Below are 14,425 nucleotides of genomic sequence, written 5' to 3'. Positions count from 1 at the left end.
TTATTTTGTAAAAAGGAAAAGAGGCTTGAGATGTTAAAAAAAACTGACAAACCGGAAGTTTTTTCGGCACTTGAAGTTGCAAATATCTGCGGTGTTGTAAATCAGACTGCGATAAACTGGATAAAAGGCGGTCATTTAAAGGCTTTTACCACGCCAGGCGGACAATACCGCGTTTATCCCGATGATTTGGCTTCTTTTATGAAAAGTCGCGAAATGAGAATTCCTGAGCATCTTGCTAAAAAATGTGCAGGAAACTTTTATGAACACGGCGATATTCTTATTGTTGATGATGATAAGGGCTTAAACTGCGTAATTGCAAAATTCTTGCAGAAAAAATATGAATCTTTTGGAGTTGAAATTTTTCAGGCTTTTGACGGTTTTGAAGCCGGAGTTTTAATGACAGAAAAACATCCGAAAATTTTAATTCTCGATCTTGATTTGCCGGGCGTTGACGGATTTAGCCTTTGTAAAAAAATTCGTGAAAATGAAAATTTCGGAAAGCCGATGATTTTTGTTGTGACGGCTCTTGAAGATGCCGAGTCCGAAAAACGTGTAAAAGAACTCGGCGTAAATTATTTTTTCAAAAAACCTCTAAACTTGATTGAGCTTGCCCAGATTCTTGATGAAAATTCTTAGTTAGAATTTTCCGTATGAAAGAAGCGGGGTCTGTCCAAAGGCGGAAGCCGGATTTTTTATTGAAGAAAAACCTTCCAAAAGAATAGAACGCAGGCTTTCGCTTTTTTCGTATCTAAAATTCTTGAACGAAATATTGTCTGACTCAAAATCTGTTTTTATGGATTTTTTTGCTTCATCAAAAGTAAAAATTTCGTCAATAAGACCGTTTTCTTTTGCCTGTTTTGCCGAATAAATGCGTCCGTCCGCTATTTTCTGGACATCTTTTATATTCATATTGCGGCTTTCGCTTACAATCTGTGTAAACTGCTCGTATGCCTCGTCGGAAAGGCTCTGCATAATCTGAATCTGTTCTTCGGTCGGCTTTTCGTTGTAGTTAAGCATATTTTTGTTCTTGCCGGTATGAATCGTAATCGACTTTATGCCTATTTTCTCGAGAAAGTCCGTTGCATCGATTGAACTTGCGCTTATTACTCCGATTGAACCTGTAATCGTGTTGCGGTTTGCATAAATTTTATCTGCAGCGCAGCCAATGTAATAGCCTCCGGAAGTTGCCATTTCTGCAAAATACGCATAGATTTTTTTCCCGGTTTCCTTGTATTTTAAAAGTTCAAGATATGCTTCGTCGGCATGGTAAACTGTTCCGCCTGGAGAATTTACGTATAGGAGAATTCCTGCATTTTTTTTGTCATTTTTGAGTGAGCGAATCGTATTCAAAAGCCATTTTTGGCTGTACTCGCTTCCTTTTTCCTGAATTACACCCGAAATATTAACGACTGCAATGTAATAATTCGAATCTTTGTTGTAAGAAAAACTGTTTTGCGTCTGCTGTTCAGGTTCTTTTGATTTTTTTGAAATAGAAAAAAGATCCGTTGAGGAAACCTTAAAAACTCCCATCAAGATTGAAATCAATGTAATTGTCAGCAAAACGGCAAGTCCGTATTTTGTGTTTTTTTTGTTCATTTTGTATGCTCCAGCTTAAATAAAGTCACTTTCTGTAAGAATTCCTGTGCGAAGCGCGTGCATTTTTAAACTTTTGTATGCATTTGTAAAAGACATATATTCATAAGGCTGAATCCACAGCTGCAAAATTCCAAATGTAAGGGCAGAAAGAAAGTGCCACCCAAAAAAACTTATGCACATGACAAAAATGTCTGCCTTAAAACCTTTTGTAAGCGTTTTGCTTATTTGCATTGCTTTTGCAACTCCAATTTTTGGATTTTCGGCAAGTACAAAAAACATCTGCGAGTAAGAAAAAGCCTTTACGATTCCAGGAATAAAAAACAGAAAACTCCAAAGCACGACCCAAAGCATAAACCAAAGACCTGCAAGCGCGCCTTTAAACCAGTGCGTAAAACCACGCAAATATTCGGAGAACGAGATTTTTTCCAAAGTTTTAAAATATTCATTGTAAAGATGGCACTGCGCAAGAATTAAAATTCCTGTGATAGAAATTGTCAAAATCGAAAAAAGCAGGCTTATGCCAGAGTCAGAAATTGTAGAAACGCTAAAAGCATAATCGTCCGCAAAATCGTCTTCCGTTTCGTAAATCCAGGAAGCAGTTTGTGCGTAGGCTGAATTGTCTGCTGTTTGTGAAGTATGAATTTCGGAGCTTGTGCCCAAAAACAGCAGTATGAATGTGGTAATCAATGTTGCAAGAACTGGGACAGTCCTTCTGCCGGCAAGCTGTTTTTTTGCAGTCTGTTTATAAAGTTTTCTGTTAAACATATTATTCTCCAAGCATTTGCGAATAGTAACGGTTTTCGATTTTGTCTTCCGAAATGCCGCATTTTGAAAGCATTTTTAAAAGCTTTTCACGTGATTGAGATACTGTTTTTTCGCTGTTGTTCTCAGAAAGAATTTCAATTTCCAAAAAATCGCCGAGTTTTGCAACATGGCAAAGTTCAAGATTTGCGCCGTCGTAGTGCCAGCTGAGCACGTTTTTTTGCTTTTTTAGGGTTGTTTTAAATCCTGTGTCAAAAAGAAAGGCTTCGATTGCATCTGCATCTGAGAGAAAAAGTTCTTTTTCGTCGTTTACTTCGATGGAGGCTCCTTCTTTTTTGAGAATTTCTTTGCGTTTATAAGTAAAAATTACCGATTTTTGAGAAGTTGTCTGCGGCGCGTTTGGAACTTCCTGTGTGGAAAACGGAGTTTCTTTTCTAATGCGCACCTTGATTGATTTTCCGTTTATTGTATTTGAATAGTAAGTGTCGTCTTTTTCGACCGCTCCAGAAAAAGATGCAAATTTTTCGAGATTTTGAATTACAGATTTTCGGTCTAAGACGTGGGCTTTTAGTTCAATTTCGTACATTCTAGTAATATAGCACATTTTTTTGCAAAAGAGAATAAAATGTTTATTCTTAAGAAAACTACGTCTCATTTAAATTTGCCATAAAAATAAAAAGACTGTAAAATTGTGTAATTATGACAATAACTTTAAAAAATTCTAATTACGAAGTCGTGCTCAATACTCACGGAGCAGAAATCAATTCTTTCCGCGGAGCTGACGGCACAAAGTATGTTTTTGAAGGACCGGAATCTGTTTGGAAATTCCATGCGCCGGTTTTGTTTCCGCAAGTTGGACGCATAAAAGACGGCTTTTATACATACAACGGCAAGGAATATCATCTTGTAAACAACGGAATGAGCCGCGATCTGGAACATAAGATAATTGAGCAGTCAGAAACGGCTGCAACTTTTGAATTGACAGACAGTGCGGAAACTGCTGACAAATTTCCGTGGAAATTTAGCCTTAAAACTCATTATGAGCTTAAGGACGACGGACTTATTTTTACAACGACAGTAACGAATACTGATTCTTCTGCAATGCTGTTTTCTATCGGAAGCCACACCGCTTTCTGCTGTCCGCGCAACACAGATCCAGCCGGCACTGTAAATTCTGATTATCAGTATGAATTTGAAAAGAAAGAACCTTTGACGACTGTTTTGCTCAACGACGCAGCCCAGCTTGCTGTTGACGAAGAAGGAACTTCTCCTTGCACAAAACTTTACGGCGAAAAAGAAAATGGAATAATTCCGATTGACGCAAAAGGTTTTGGAAATGGACATTTCTTTACAAAAATTACTTCTGACTGGGTTGGCCTTCGCAACAAAAAAGACGGAAGCCTTGTAAAAGTTAATTGCAAAGGTTATCCGTACGTTATGGTTTGGCAGGGCGGAAAAGGCGAAGAAGGCGCTGCTGGTAACGGTTTTAACTGCATTGAACCTTGGTACGGAACTGCCGATGCTGAAAATACCGGACATGAGTGGGAAGAAAAGGCAGGCTTGATTTCTCTTGAGCCTGGAAAAAGTTTTACCGCTGACCAGTCGATTACGATTGAAAAATAATCACAGCGTTTGACTTCATATATAACGGAAATTTGGGAAAATCTCCTGGTTTCCGTTATTTTTTTGCCTGAGAGGAATTCTGCAGATATTTTGCTTCGTATGTTTTGACTGGAAGCGGTGTAGAAAAGTAAAAACCTTGAAAAAGCTTGCAGTCCATTTTTGAGAGGGCGAGCATCTGGTTTTCTGATTCTACACCTTTTGCAATAAATTCCATTCCTAATGTGTTTGACATAGAAATCATCGTCTGTAGAATTATTTTATTTTTTCCAGAAACTTTTGATTCTGTCAGAAACGAAGTGTCCATTTTTATTCCATCGGCAATAAAGTCTTTTAGTACGTTGAGCGAAGAAAAGCCTGTTCCAAAATTGTCGATGTAGACTTTTATGCCGAGTTTTTTTAACTCAGAAAAAATTTCGATTGTTTTTTCAGGATTTTCAACCATTGCTGTTTCCTTAATTTCGGCTTTGAAATTTTGAGGCGAAATGTCGTATTTTTTTATGAGGCCGGAAAAGGTTTTTGTTATGTCTATAAAAAATTTGTCTTTGCTCGAAGCGTTTACAGAAATAAAAAGGTCAGAAAATCCTCTTTTTTTCCATTCGTGCAATTTTTTTGCTGCAAGTTCCCAGACGTAGACATCGAGTTTGTAGATTAAACTTGTTCGTTCAAGAACATCCAAAAAAGAGCTTGGCGTTAAATTTTCATATTTAGGGTGGTTCCAGCGTACGACAGATTCAGCTCCGAGCACATTTCCGTCTTTGTCCATAATCGGCTGAAGCTGAATCGAAAACTGTTTTTCGTTCAGTGATTTTTCAAAATCGTTTACAATGTCTTTTTCCATGAGCATTTTTTCCATCATCGATGAATTATAAAATGAAAAAATTTGGTTGTCAGAATCTTTGATTGTATCAACTGAAATTTTTGCTTTGTCGTAAATGGACTGAACGGTTTCTTTTTTATCGTAAATTTCGTAAATTCCTGCCACAATTTGAATGTTGTAAAGAGTTTTTTCGATTATGCAACTAACTTCGTTAAATGCTTCCTCGAAAATATCTTTGTCAAAATTCTGTTTTTCCATAAAAATTGCAAATTTATCGTCTGCGATGCGTCCAATTATGCTTTTCTTGTAACAGAGCCTTTTTATAACTTCGGTTTGATTTTGCAAAACAGAATCGCCGACTTTTTCGCTGTAAATTGTGTTTATAAGTTTAAAATCTTTTATGTTTGTACAGAGTAAAATCGGGTTTTTGTAAGTGTTTTGGTTCAAGGCTTCCTGCATTTTTTTGAAAAAGCCGGAACGATTTAAAAGTCCTGTGAGCAGGTCGTGATTTGCAATGTAATTTTTGCGTCTGGATTCCAGCGTTTCTTTTGTTTTGTCCTGAAGCCTTAGGTATGAGCCGATGTTTGAATTTGAAATGAAAAAATCCTTGTATTCGGTAACGTAATACCGTTCTTCCCCGTTGTCGAGTTTTAGGGAAAGTTCTGAAGGGCGGGTTTTTAAAAAGTTCTGCCGGAATTCCTTTGCAAAATTTTCAAGGTTGTCATTGGATTTTTTTAAGACGTTTTTTGCGGCAGAATTTGCATAGATTAAATTTTCCGAAGAGTCGTAGCAAAAAATAATGTCTTTTATGGATTCTGTTATGGCGCTTAGAGGCCCGATTAAAACAGGAGAAGAAAAATCCTTGTTCACGTAACTTGCTATAAAAATTGAACTTGCAACGAGCATTAAAAGAGAAAAGTTTAGCGGCAAATTCAGCGAATTAAAAATATAATTTGCAATTAAAACTAAGCTTTCGCTTGTTAAAATTGCAATGTATTTTACTTTGTTATACGAAGGCGCTTTTACAATGCTTGAAATTAAAAGGGCAACCGAAGAAAAACTTAAAATTGCGCAGAGTAGTTTATGAAATCCAAATTTTGAAGTGAATTCAATTCCCCAATAAAAAAATCCTGCCTTCGTGCGTGCTGGAATAAGGTCAAAAATAATCTGGACTCTGGCATTTGCAAGAAGCAGAACGCTGTCGATAAAGCACAAAATAAAGTACAGTTCTTTTAGAAAGCCGATTTTTTTTGTCGTGTTTGTAAATGCATGATTAAAAGAAAATGTCAGATAGTATGTCCAAATTGAGCATACTTTAAAAGCACAGAATAAAATGAGAGCTTTTGTGTGGAATTCCGACATCAAAAACAGCGAATAGGTGAACAGCATTGCAGAAATTGCGCATATTACAAAAATTGTCGGTTCTTTTGCGTCAGTCTGCGCTTTTGAAATTGCACGGACAAAGCGAAGCAGAAAAATTGCCGAAAGAAATGAAAAGGCACTGAAGATTTTAAAGAATATGTATAAATTCATTTTGTGCCTCCGAGCGTATTTGTTTTTGAAATATAATTGCTTTCAAAATCTGCAACAGAAATCGGTTTTGAGTAAAGATAGCCCTGAAAAAAATCGCAATTGAGATTTTTTAAAAATTCGGCTTGTTCTTTATCTTCAACTCCTTCGACAATAATTTTAATTCCGAGCTTTTGAGCCATTTTTATAACGGCTTCGAGAATTTTTTTGCTCCGTTCTTCATGTTTTGTTTTTGACAGGAACATCATATCGATTTTTAGAATATTTATGCTGATGTTTTTTAGAATTGTCAGAGAAGAATAGCCAGTGCCAAAATCGTCCATTTCGATTATAAAGCCGAATTTTTGCAGTTCTGTAATAATTTGTTTATGAAGCTTTAAATCGTGAACCAATGCAGTTTCTGTAATTTCAAGCTTGAGTTTCTGAGGCGGAATTCCGTATTTTATTACAAGAGAAGTAAAAGTTTTGTATAAATCTATAAGATAAAAATCCTTTGCGCTTACATTTACCGAAATATGATAGTCGATTCCTAAAAATTGCCATTTTTGAAGAAGCTGAACAGCTTGTTCCCAAATAAACTTGTCGAGATTGTGAATTAGCCCGTTGTCTTCAAGAATTTTTATAAACGAATTTGGAGAATGAATTGCGCCGTTTTCTGTTTCCCAGCGAACAAGAGCCTCTGCTCCAACAACTTTTTCGTCTGAGCATCTAACCTGTGGCTGAAGATACATTTTTAAGTGTTTGTTTGCCAGGGCGTTGTTAAATGCGTTTATTACGTCACGATTTTTTTTCAAATTTGAAAGCAGGTCGTTGTCGTAGTAGGCAACGTTTGCCGAATAGTTTTCGGAAATATTTTTTATTGCCAAAACTGCTTTGTCAAACATTGAGCTGACTTTTTCGTTATTATCAGTGATTTTGTAAATCCCTACAAAAATATGAAGTTTGTAGTTTAAAGAATCAGTAAGTTTTTCAAGTTCCTTGATTTTTTGCAAGGCGTTTAGTTCGTCAACTTCAGTTTTGTTCATAAGAATTGCAAAACGGTCGCCTGTAATTCTTCCTGTCAAAACAGCTTTATACTGGCTTTTTTGAAGAGCTTGGGCAAATTTTCTTAAAAACTCATCTCCTTTTTCTGAACCAAAAAGGTCGTTTACAAGTTTAAAGTTTTTAATATTCGTACAAATCATATAATAAGGAGAATCTGGATTGCTTTTTAAGATTTTTTCTGTTTCTGCATAAAACGCTTCTCTTGTTAAAAGCCCTGTCAAAGCATCGTGTGTCGAATCGAAAAGTTCTTTAGCCGCCTTGTTTAGTTCTTCCGTAATGTCGCTCAATTTTAAAATATAGCCATAAGCTTTTTTCTGGCTGTCGAGAAGATAGCTGAACTCTTCTGACAGTGTAAGAGTTTTATTGTTCTGCTTTATTTCTATATTGCGTTTTACAAAATCTTTGCGGAGAGCGAGGAGAGATTTTAGTTCATTTAGAATTTCATTTTTTGCCAAAAAGAATTTTTTCGCTGTATTATTTGAATAAATGCATTTCCGTTCAAGGTTAAAGCAAAAAATTCCAATGTTGATGTTGTCGGACAGCTGCTTGAGCATTTCGTTCTGAATGTTTCGCGGAATAGAAAAAAGTGTAAAATATGAGCAGATAATCGAAAAAATTGAATAAAAAAGAACTGAAAAATCAAGATAACTTTTGGATTTTAGAAAAATGATGTTTACGACAAATGTAATAAGGAAAACTGCAAAAACCAAAATGTATTTTGATTTATAAAATCTGTTGGTTTGAATTATTTTTTTTAGAAGAATTGCAAAAATTACTGCCGAAAGCAAAATGCAGAGGCAAAGGTGAATATAGAACACAAAAAAATATTTTGCGGTCCAGCACAAAAAAATGTTGTGATTTATATAAAGGTCTGAAAGTTCAAATTCATGATGAAAAAACGGATTGATGATTAAAATAAAAGCGTCAACTAAAAAAACATAAAGCCAAATTTTCTTGAAAACCGTGATAAATTTTTTGTGTTTTGGAGATGACGGCATTTCTGTAAAGATAAATATAAAATCAGCCAGAAGAACTATCAGAAAATGAATGCTTATATGGTAAAGACTGATTATAAAATAGGCGAACCAAAGTGTAGTTGTAAGGAGAGAAATATTGTAAAAAACTGTGGACGCAATAACCCCGCAGTGAAGATTGAAAAGACTTTTTGACAGCGGACTTTTGTTTTGCTTTAAGTAAACGCAATAAACTCCAATAAGCACTATAAAAATGCTCGAAAGAGTCATGTAAACAGTTTTCAAATAAAATCCTCGATTTAACTTTTTTAAATTTGACGTTCTAACAGATTTTTATTATATACCAAAAAAATAAAATTGCGAACTTTTATTTTAGATTTTTTTAAATCTGTCTTCCGGGCATTTTTCAAAATATTGAAAAAGTCTTTCCCGCGCGTCTTCGTTGTTTTTTGCATTTAGCATTTGTGTTTTAAAATAACCGGCAAAACTAAAATTTTGACAATAATATGAAAAAAATCTTTGGAGACGTGTTTGAAAAAATTCTGGCGGCTGAAACTTTTCGATGTCGGAAATAAAATCAAGCGCAAAATTGAGCATATCGAGCTTTTCTTCTGGCAGAATGCCTTTTAATTTTGCAAAAATCCATGGCTGTGAAGCTGCCGCCCTGCCAATCATGACTCCGTTTACGTGAGGAGCGCATTTTATGGCGTAATCAAGGCTTTTTTTGTCTTTTATTTCGCCGTTTACGATTATTGGAATTTGAGGATAGCGCAGAGAAAGTTTTTCTGCGTATTCGTAGCGTGGAAGAGCACGCGCAAATTTTTCTTTTTGGGTGCGCGGGTGCAAGGTTAGCTGCTGAACTCCTTCAGAAACCAGCATATCCGTAAAATTAAAAAATCCGCTTTCGGTAAAGTTGTCTGCTCCGAGCCTAAGCTTGACTGAAAGCCGCGATGTGGGTTTTCCGTCTTTTGCACAGTTTTCGAGTGCGGACTTTACTTTTCTGACCATGTTTTGAGTTTCTGCTATTGGTTTTAGCATCCAAGAAATTCCTGCTCCAGTGTTTGCGATTTGCGGAGCGGAACAGCCCATGTTTATGTCGATTCCAATGCCTGGAAGCTCAGAAAGAATTTGCGCTGCCTGAGCCATTGGCTCTGCGGTAGTTCCTGTAATTTGCCAGACAAGTTTTTGGGACTCTGGAGTGTCGCCGGTAATCGTGTAGAATTTTTCAAACCGGCCTTTGTGCAGAAGCGACGGAGCGTTTATCATCTCGTTGAAATATTCATCGCAGCCACCGAATTTTTGTACGCTGCGTCGGAATGCTTCGTGGCTGAGAGTTGCCATTGGAGCAAGTAAAAATTTTTTGTCCATAAAAGTAAAATGTCCTTTTTTTTGAAAAAACTGAACGCACCAGCGCTGGGAACCCCGAAGTTGCGGCGGTAATGAAATTGCCGCTGCAATGGAGCGGAAGCGGAAGGGTGGACATAGCGGCCCGCGGATGCGGGTGGTGCCCCTTTAACTTTGGATTATCGCAAGGGCGGCGTCCAGAAATTCTGCTTCGAGAGTTTCTATTTTTCCGCTGTCGACTGCCTGGCTTATTTTTGGGTCAATCGGGATTTTTGCAAGGAGCGGAATGTGGAATTCCTGGGAAATCTGCTCGACGTGGCTGTCTCCAAAAACTTTTATCTTTTTGCCGCAGTCCGGACACTGGACATAACTCATGTTTTCGATTAGTCCATAAACAGGAATTTTCATTGTCTGCGCCATTTTTACGGCTTTTTCGACGATTACACGGACAAGCTGCTGCGGACTTGAAACGATTATGATTCCGTCGAGAGGAATGCTCTGAAAAACCGTAAGAGGAACATCGCCTGTTCCTGGAGGCATATCGACAAACATATAGTCAACGTTGTCCCAGAAAACTTCTTCCCAGAACTTTTTTACAAAGCCGTTTATCATTGAGCCGCGCCACAAGACAGGATCGTTTTCGTTTTTGAGCAGGAAATTCATGCTCATAAGCTGGATTCCGGATTCTGTCGTTTCCGGAGCGATAAGGCCGGTTTCGTCGCAGTAGACTCTCTCGCCGTTCGACCCAAAACTAGTCGGAATTGAAGGGCCTGTGATGTCTGCGTCTAAGATTGCGGCTCTAAGTCCTTTTTTTGCGGTTTTTGACGCCAAAAGCGAGGTTACGAGGGATTTTCCAACTCCGCCTTTGCCAGAAACTACACCGATTACGTGTTTGACTGTGCTTTTTGGATGCAGATGAAATTTTAAATCTTTTGATTTGCAGTTTGAACTGCAGGTTGAACAATTGTGAGAGCAGCCTTCTTCTGACATGTATTTGCCTCTTTGTTTGTAATCATTCTAAAAAATATGTCTGACCATTGTAATAGAATATTTTTTTGTTTGCTATAGCGTTTTCTTCCTGATTTTTTGTTCCGATAATTATTAAGTTATGGAAAATAAAAAATATAAAACCGTTTTGATTGGAACAGGCCGGATTGGATTTTTGCTCGGATTTGATAAAAAACGTGAACAGCCGGCAAGCCACACTATGGCGCTTTTAAAAAATAAAAAAATTGAACTTTGTGCTGGCTGCGACACTGACTTGGAGCGGTTAAAAATTTGGCAAAAATACGTAAAAAGCCATGGCTCTGAAGGGCTTGTTTTTGAATCGGGCGGCGAGCTTTACAAAAGTATAAAAAAAATTGATATTGCGGTGGTTGCCGTAAATGAAAGCGCGCATTTGGAAGAATGTATCCGCGCGATTGAGGCACGGCCGAAACTTGTGATTCTTGAAAAACCTGTTGCCTTGAATTCTTTTGAGGCGCAAAAAATTGCGGACTGTGCGGAAAAAAACAAAGTTCCTGTTATGGTGAACCACGAGCGCCGTTTTGACAAAAATTATGCGCTTGCAATGCAATGGATGGAAAAAATCGGGAAAATTCAAAGGGTTGAAGCCGAACTGGATTCTGGACTGCGCATTTACGCAAAAGAATTTGAAAAAGACGGAACTTACAGCCTCTTGCACGATGGAACTCATCTTGTTGATATTGTGCGGTTTTTGTGCGGAACTGAACTTGAAAAACCCGTGATTACAGGCGTTTTTAAGGACGAGAAAAAAATTGTGCGGAATTTTTGCGCGCATTACAGTTTTTGCAAAAGCGAAAAATTTGGAGAAATTCCTGAAATTTGCATAAAAATGAGCGGACGTTCAAAATTTTTTGAATTTAGAATTGAAATTTTGGGAACAGAAGGGAAAATCTGCATTGGAAACGGAATTGCCGATTTTTATTTGAGAAAACAGAGCAAGCTTTATACAGGATTTTATTCGCTTGAAAAACAGAAAGCAAGGCTGCCTAAAAAAACTCAGTATTTTTCTGGAATGGTGGAAAACGCAGTTGATTTTTTGGACGGAAAAATGCCGCTTTTAAGTCCGTTGAAAGAGGCGACTGCTGATTTGAAAGTTCTGGAAGAAATTAAGGAAAAACTGTAAACGCACAAAAGATTGGAGTGGCCGCAAGGCGGGTGCGAAGCACCGGAGGCGCGTTAGACGCCGTAGCCACGGAAAGCTTGGTTTTTGCAAGATTCTTGCAAAAATGTGCCCAAAAAAAAGTGGAGATAGCCGGATTCGAACCGGTGACCCTCTGATTGCGAACCAGATGCTCTACCAACTGAGCTATATCCCCATGAGTAAAGAGTAGCACATTTTCCTAAATTATTCAATACAATCAGTATTGAAATTGCTTTTCTGAATTTGTATAATAGATAAATTACACAAAAATTTAATTGATTTTTTTAGGGGATTTAAAATGGCTTATTATTTTGAAGAACCTTCGCACACTTTTGGCGAATATCTTTTGGTTCCTGGCTATTCTTCTGCGGAATGTACTCCAGACAGAGTTTCATTAAAGACTCCGGTTGTAAAATTCAACAAAAAAGCTGGCGAGACTTGTCCGCTTACAATGAATATTCCAATGGTTTCTGCCGTAATGCAGGCTGTTTCTGACGACAAGCTTGCAATTGCGCTTGCGAAAGAGGGCGGAATCAGTTTTATTTTTGGAAGCCAGACAATCGAAAATCAGGCTGCTATGGTCGCACGCGTAAAGGCTTACAAGGCAGGTTTTGTAACTTCTGACTCAAATATTCGTCCGGAGCAGACTTTGGAAGAAGTTGTAGAATTGAGCGCAAGAACAGGCCATTCAACTGTCGCTGTTACAGAAGACGGAAGCCCGAACGGAAAACTTCTTGGAATTATTACTTCAAAAGATTTTAGAATTGGCCATTGTCCGGCAGGTTCAAAGGTAAAAGACTACATGACAGGTCTTGAAGATTTGGCGACTGGCAAAGAGGGAATTGATCTTTCAGAAGCAAACAATATTATTTGGGAGAAAAAAGTAAACCAGCTCCCGATTGTTGATAAAAATGGAAATCTTGTGAGCCTTGTTTTCCGCAAGGATTATTCAACTCACGCAGAACATCCGAACGAGCTTCTTGATTCTAAACAGCGTTACATTGTTGGCGCGGGAATTAATACACGCGACTACATGGAACGCGTTCCAGAACTTCTCAAGGCAGGGGCAGACGTTTTTGTTCTTGATTCTTCGGAAGGTTTTTCTGAGTGGCAGGCCCGCGCTCTCAAGGATTTGCATGCGGCTTTTCCTGGAATTAAAGTTGGCGCTGGAAACGTTGTTGATGCGGAAGGCTTTAACTTTTTGGCAGATGCTGGAGCGGATTTTGTAAAAATCGGTATTGGCGGCGGATCAATCTGTATTACACGCGAACAGAAAGGAATTGGCCGCGGACAGGCGACTGCAACAATCGAAGTGGCAAAAGCGCGCGATGAGTATTTTAAGAAGACTGGAATTTACGTTCCTGTTTGTTCTGACGGCGGAATTGTTCACGATTATCATGTAACTTTGGCTCTTGCAATGGGCGCAGATTTTGTAATGCTCGGACGCTATTTTGCACGTTTTGATGAATCTCCTTCAAACAAACTCGTAATCAACGGAAACTATGTAAAAGAATATTGGGGCGAGGGGTCAAACCGCGCGCGCAACTGGCAGAGATACGACCTTGGCGGCAAAAAAGGCATGGCGTTTGAAGAAGGCGTGGATTCTTACGTTCCTTATGCTGGACATTTGCACGACGGAGTTGGAATGACTCTGAGCAAGGTTGTGCACACAATGTGCAACTGTGGAGCGCTTTCTATTCCAGAATTGCAGGAAAAAGCAAAAATTACACTTGTTTCGCCAGTTACAATTCAGGAAGGTTCAGCTCACGATGTGACTGTAAGAAATACAACAAGCGTTCAAAACTAAATTTTTCTTTTTAGTTGAATATATGCTAGTCAAAAGCCCGGTTCGTCATATAAAAACTGTCGAATTCGGGCTTTTTTTTGTAATTTTAAATTTTATTCAAAAAGTCTGCTGATATTTACGAATATTCGCGAAAAATTTTGTATTCAACAATTCTGTGTTTTTTAATAAAATGGATTTTGAAATTTTGCTCGCGGAGAAAAATTATGGAACAAGACCTTGCTACATTACAGCTTATTTCTAATACGCTCAAAGAAGATCCGAACGCAAGTCAGCGGGTTTTGGCAAAAAAAACAAATGTATCGTTGGGAATGATGAATGCGATTTTGGGGCGGTTTGCCGAACGTGGCTGGATAATGCTTACAAACGTGAATAAAAGAAAATTCGCTTATGCTTTGACAAGCGAAGGAATGAGAGAACTTCGGGAACGCGGAAAGATTTTTGTAGAAAAAACTTTTAAAATTGCAAATTCGTATAATCAAATAATGACAGACGAAGTTGCGCTTGCAAAAAAGCATGGAAAAACGAAGGTTGTGCTTTACGGAGAAAGCTATGTAAAGTTTCTTCTGGAATACGCCTGTACAAAGAATAAAATTGAATTTGAAAAAGTGTCTGGATTAAAAGAGCATGAGATAAAAAACAACGAATATGCCCTTGCCGGTGAAATGAATGATAAAGAAACAAAAGAAAGGCTTTTAAAGGCAGGCTGTACGGATATTCTGGAAATGATACAGACAAACTCGTCCGAAGATAAGGTTTTTTAA

General features: G+C 37.9%; 12 protein-coding genes and 1 tRNA gene. 5 read left to right on the top strand and 8 right to left on the bottom strand.

All coding sequences use genetic code 11. The features are described 5' to 3' along the window. Nucleotides 1-30 precede the first annotated feature (30 nt). Nucleotides 31-636, top strand: a complete 606-nt coding sequence (locus B3Y13_RS06275) for a response regulator (RefSeq protein WP_296669113.1) — start codon at nt 31-33, stop codon at nt 634-636. On the opposite strand, the gene sppA is transcribed toward B3Y13_RS06275, so the two are convergent. From sppA to B3Y13_RS06260, 3 genes are read right to left on the bottom strand one after another with little or no spacing between them, the layout of a single operon-like run. Further along, complete coding sequence (gene sppA, locus B3Y13_RS06270) at nt 637-1,596, bottom strand: signal peptide peptidase SppA (protein WP_296669115.1); 960 nt, start codon at nt 1,594-1,596, stop codon at nt 637-639. A 15-nt stretch (nt 1,597-1,611) separates the two neighbouring features. After that, entirely contained in the window at nt 1,612-2,361 is a 750-nt protein-coding gene (locus B3Y13_RS06265) for a DUF975 family protein (RefSeq protein ID WP_296023833.1), read from the bottom strand. A gap of 1 nt (nt 2,362) precedes the next feature. After that, entirely contained in the window at nt 2,363-2,944 is a 582-nt protein-coding gene (locus B3Y13_RS06260) for a CYTH domain-containing protein (protein ID WP_296693398.1), read from the bottom strand. A 113-nt stretch (nt 2,945-3,057) separates the two neighbouring features. Between B3Y13_RS06260 and B3Y13_RS06255 the strand changes: the two genes are divergently transcribed. Continuing rightward, a complete protein-coding gene (locus tag B3Y13_RS06255; RefSeq protein ID WP_296669118.1) occupies nt 3,058-3,981 on the top strand; it encodes an aldose 1-epimerase family protein in 924 nt (307 codons plus the stop codon). Nucleotides 3,982-4,036: 55 nt separating this feature from the next. On the opposite strand, the gene B3Y13_RS06250 is transcribed toward B3Y13_RS06255, so the two are convergent. From B3Y13_RS06250 to B3Y13_RS06235, 4 genes are all read right to left on the bottom strand, one after another. Beyond that, nucleotides 4,037-6,331: a GGDEF domain-containing protein gene (locus B3Y13_RS06250; RefSeq protein ID WP_296693396.1), complete on the bottom strand. Its 2,295-nt coding sequence runs from the start codon at nt 6,329-6,331 to the stop codon at nt 4,037-4,039. Beyond that, complete coding sequence (locus tag B3Y13_RS06245; RefSeq protein WP_296693392.1) at nt 6,328-8,631, bottom strand: EAL domain-containing protein; 2,304 nt, start codon at nt 8,629-8,631, stop codon at nt 6,328-6,330. Before B3Y13_RS06245 ends, B3Y13_RS06250 begins: the two co-directional genes overlap by 4 nt. An 87-nt stretch (nt 8,632-8,718) precedes the next feature. After that, the gene (locus B3Y13_RS06240; protein WP_296693389.1) at nt 8,719-9,714 is read right to left on the bottom strand and encodes a tRNA dihydrouridine synthase; all 996 of its coding nucleotides are present in this window, start codon (nt 9,712-9,714) and stop codon (nt 8,719-8,721) included. A gap of 144 nt (nt 9,715-9,858) precedes the next feature. Then, nucleotides 9,859-10,680, bottom strand: a complete 822-nt coding sequence (locus B3Y13_RS06235; RefSeq protein ID WP_296023816.1) for an Mrp/NBP35 family ATP-binding protein — start codon at nt 10,678-10,680, stop codon at nt 9,859-9,861. A gap of 118 nt (nt 10,681-10,798) precedes the next feature. On the opposite strand from B3Y13_RS06235, the gene B3Y13_RS06230 reads away from it, so the two are divergent. After that, complete coding sequence (locus tag B3Y13_RS06230) at nt 10,799-11,839, top strand: Gfo/Idh/MocA family protein (protein WP_296693386.1); 1,041 nt, start codon at nt 10,799-10,801, stop codon at nt 11,837-11,839. Nucleotides 11,840-11,959: 120 nt separating this feature from the next. On the opposite strand, the gene B3Y13_RS06225 is transcribed toward B3Y13_RS06230, so the two are convergent. Continuing rightward, nucleotides 11,960-12,032 (bottom strand) — tRNA-Ala (locus B3Y13_RS06225). Nucleotides 12,033-12,155: 123 nt separating this feature from the next. Here B3Y13_RS06225 and B3Y13_RS06220 point away from each other — a divergent pair. Together B3Y13_RS06220 and B3Y13_RS06215 are read left to right on the top strand one after the other, a co-directional pair. Then, nucleotides 12,156-13,664 (top strand): IMP dehydrogenase, encoded by a 1,509-nt coding sequence (locus B3Y13_RS06220; RefSeq protein WP_296669126.1) that lies wholly within the window; start codon nt 12,156-12,158, stop codon nt 13,662-13,664. A 203-nt stretch (nt 13,665-13,867) separates the two neighbouring features. Further along, nucleotides 13,868-14,425: a winged helix-turn-helix transcriptional regulator gene (locus B3Y13_RS06215; RefSeq protein ID WP_296669128.1), complete on the top strand. Its 558-nt coding sequence runs from the start codon at nt 13,868-13,870 to the stop codon at nt 14,423-14,425.

This window comes from Treponema sp. UBA7567 (genome assembly GCF_002476655.1).
GTDB lineage: Bacteria > Spirochaetota > Spirochaetia > Treponematales > Treponemataceae > Treponema_D.
This window is presented reverse-complemented; position numbering and strand designations above follow the sequence as displayed.

Coding starts and splice junctions, on each gene's coding strand:
- B3Y13_RS06275 (WP_296669113.1), top strand. CDS start 31: ATGTTAAAAAAAACTGACAAACCGGAAGTTTTTTCGGCACTTGAAGTT.
- sppA (WP_296669115.1), bottom strand. CDS start 1,596: ATGAACAAAAAAAACACAAAATACGGACTTGCCGTTTTGCTGACAATT.
- B3Y13_RS06265 (WP_296023833.1), bottom strand. CDS start 2,361: ATGTTTAACAGAAAACTTTATAAACAGACTGCAAAAAAACAGCTTGCC.
- B3Y13_RS06260 (WP_296693398.1), bottom strand. CDS start 2,944: ATGTACGAAATTGAACTAAAAGCCCACGTCTTAGACCGAAAATCTGTA.
- B3Y13_RS06255 (WP_296669118.1), top strand. CDS start 3,058: ATGACAATAACTTTAAAAAATTCTAATTACGAAGTCGTGCTCAATACT.
- B3Y13_RS06250 (WP_296693396.1), bottom strand. CDS start 6,331: ATGAATTTATACATATTCTTTAAAATCTTCAGTGCCTTTTCATTTCTT.
- B3Y13_RS06240 (WP_296693389.1), bottom strand. CDS start 9,714: ATGGACAAAAAATTTTTACTTGCTCCAATGGCAACTCTCAGCCACGAA.
- B3Y13_RS06235 (WP_296023816.1), bottom strand. CDS start 10,680: ATGTCAGAAGAAGGCTGCTCTCACAATTGTTCAACCTGCAGTTCAAAC.
- B3Y13_RS06230 (WP_296693386.1), top strand. CDS start 10,799: ATGGAAAATAAAAAATATAAAACCGTTTTGATTGGAACAGGCCGGATT.
- B3Y13_RS06220 (WP_296669126.1), top strand. CDS start 12,156: ATGGCTTATTATTTTGAAGAACCTTCGCACACTTTTGGCGAATATCTT.
- B3Y13_RS06215 (WP_296669128.1), top strand. CDS start 13,868: ATGGAACAAGACCTTGCTACATTACAGCTTATTTCTAATACGCTCAAA.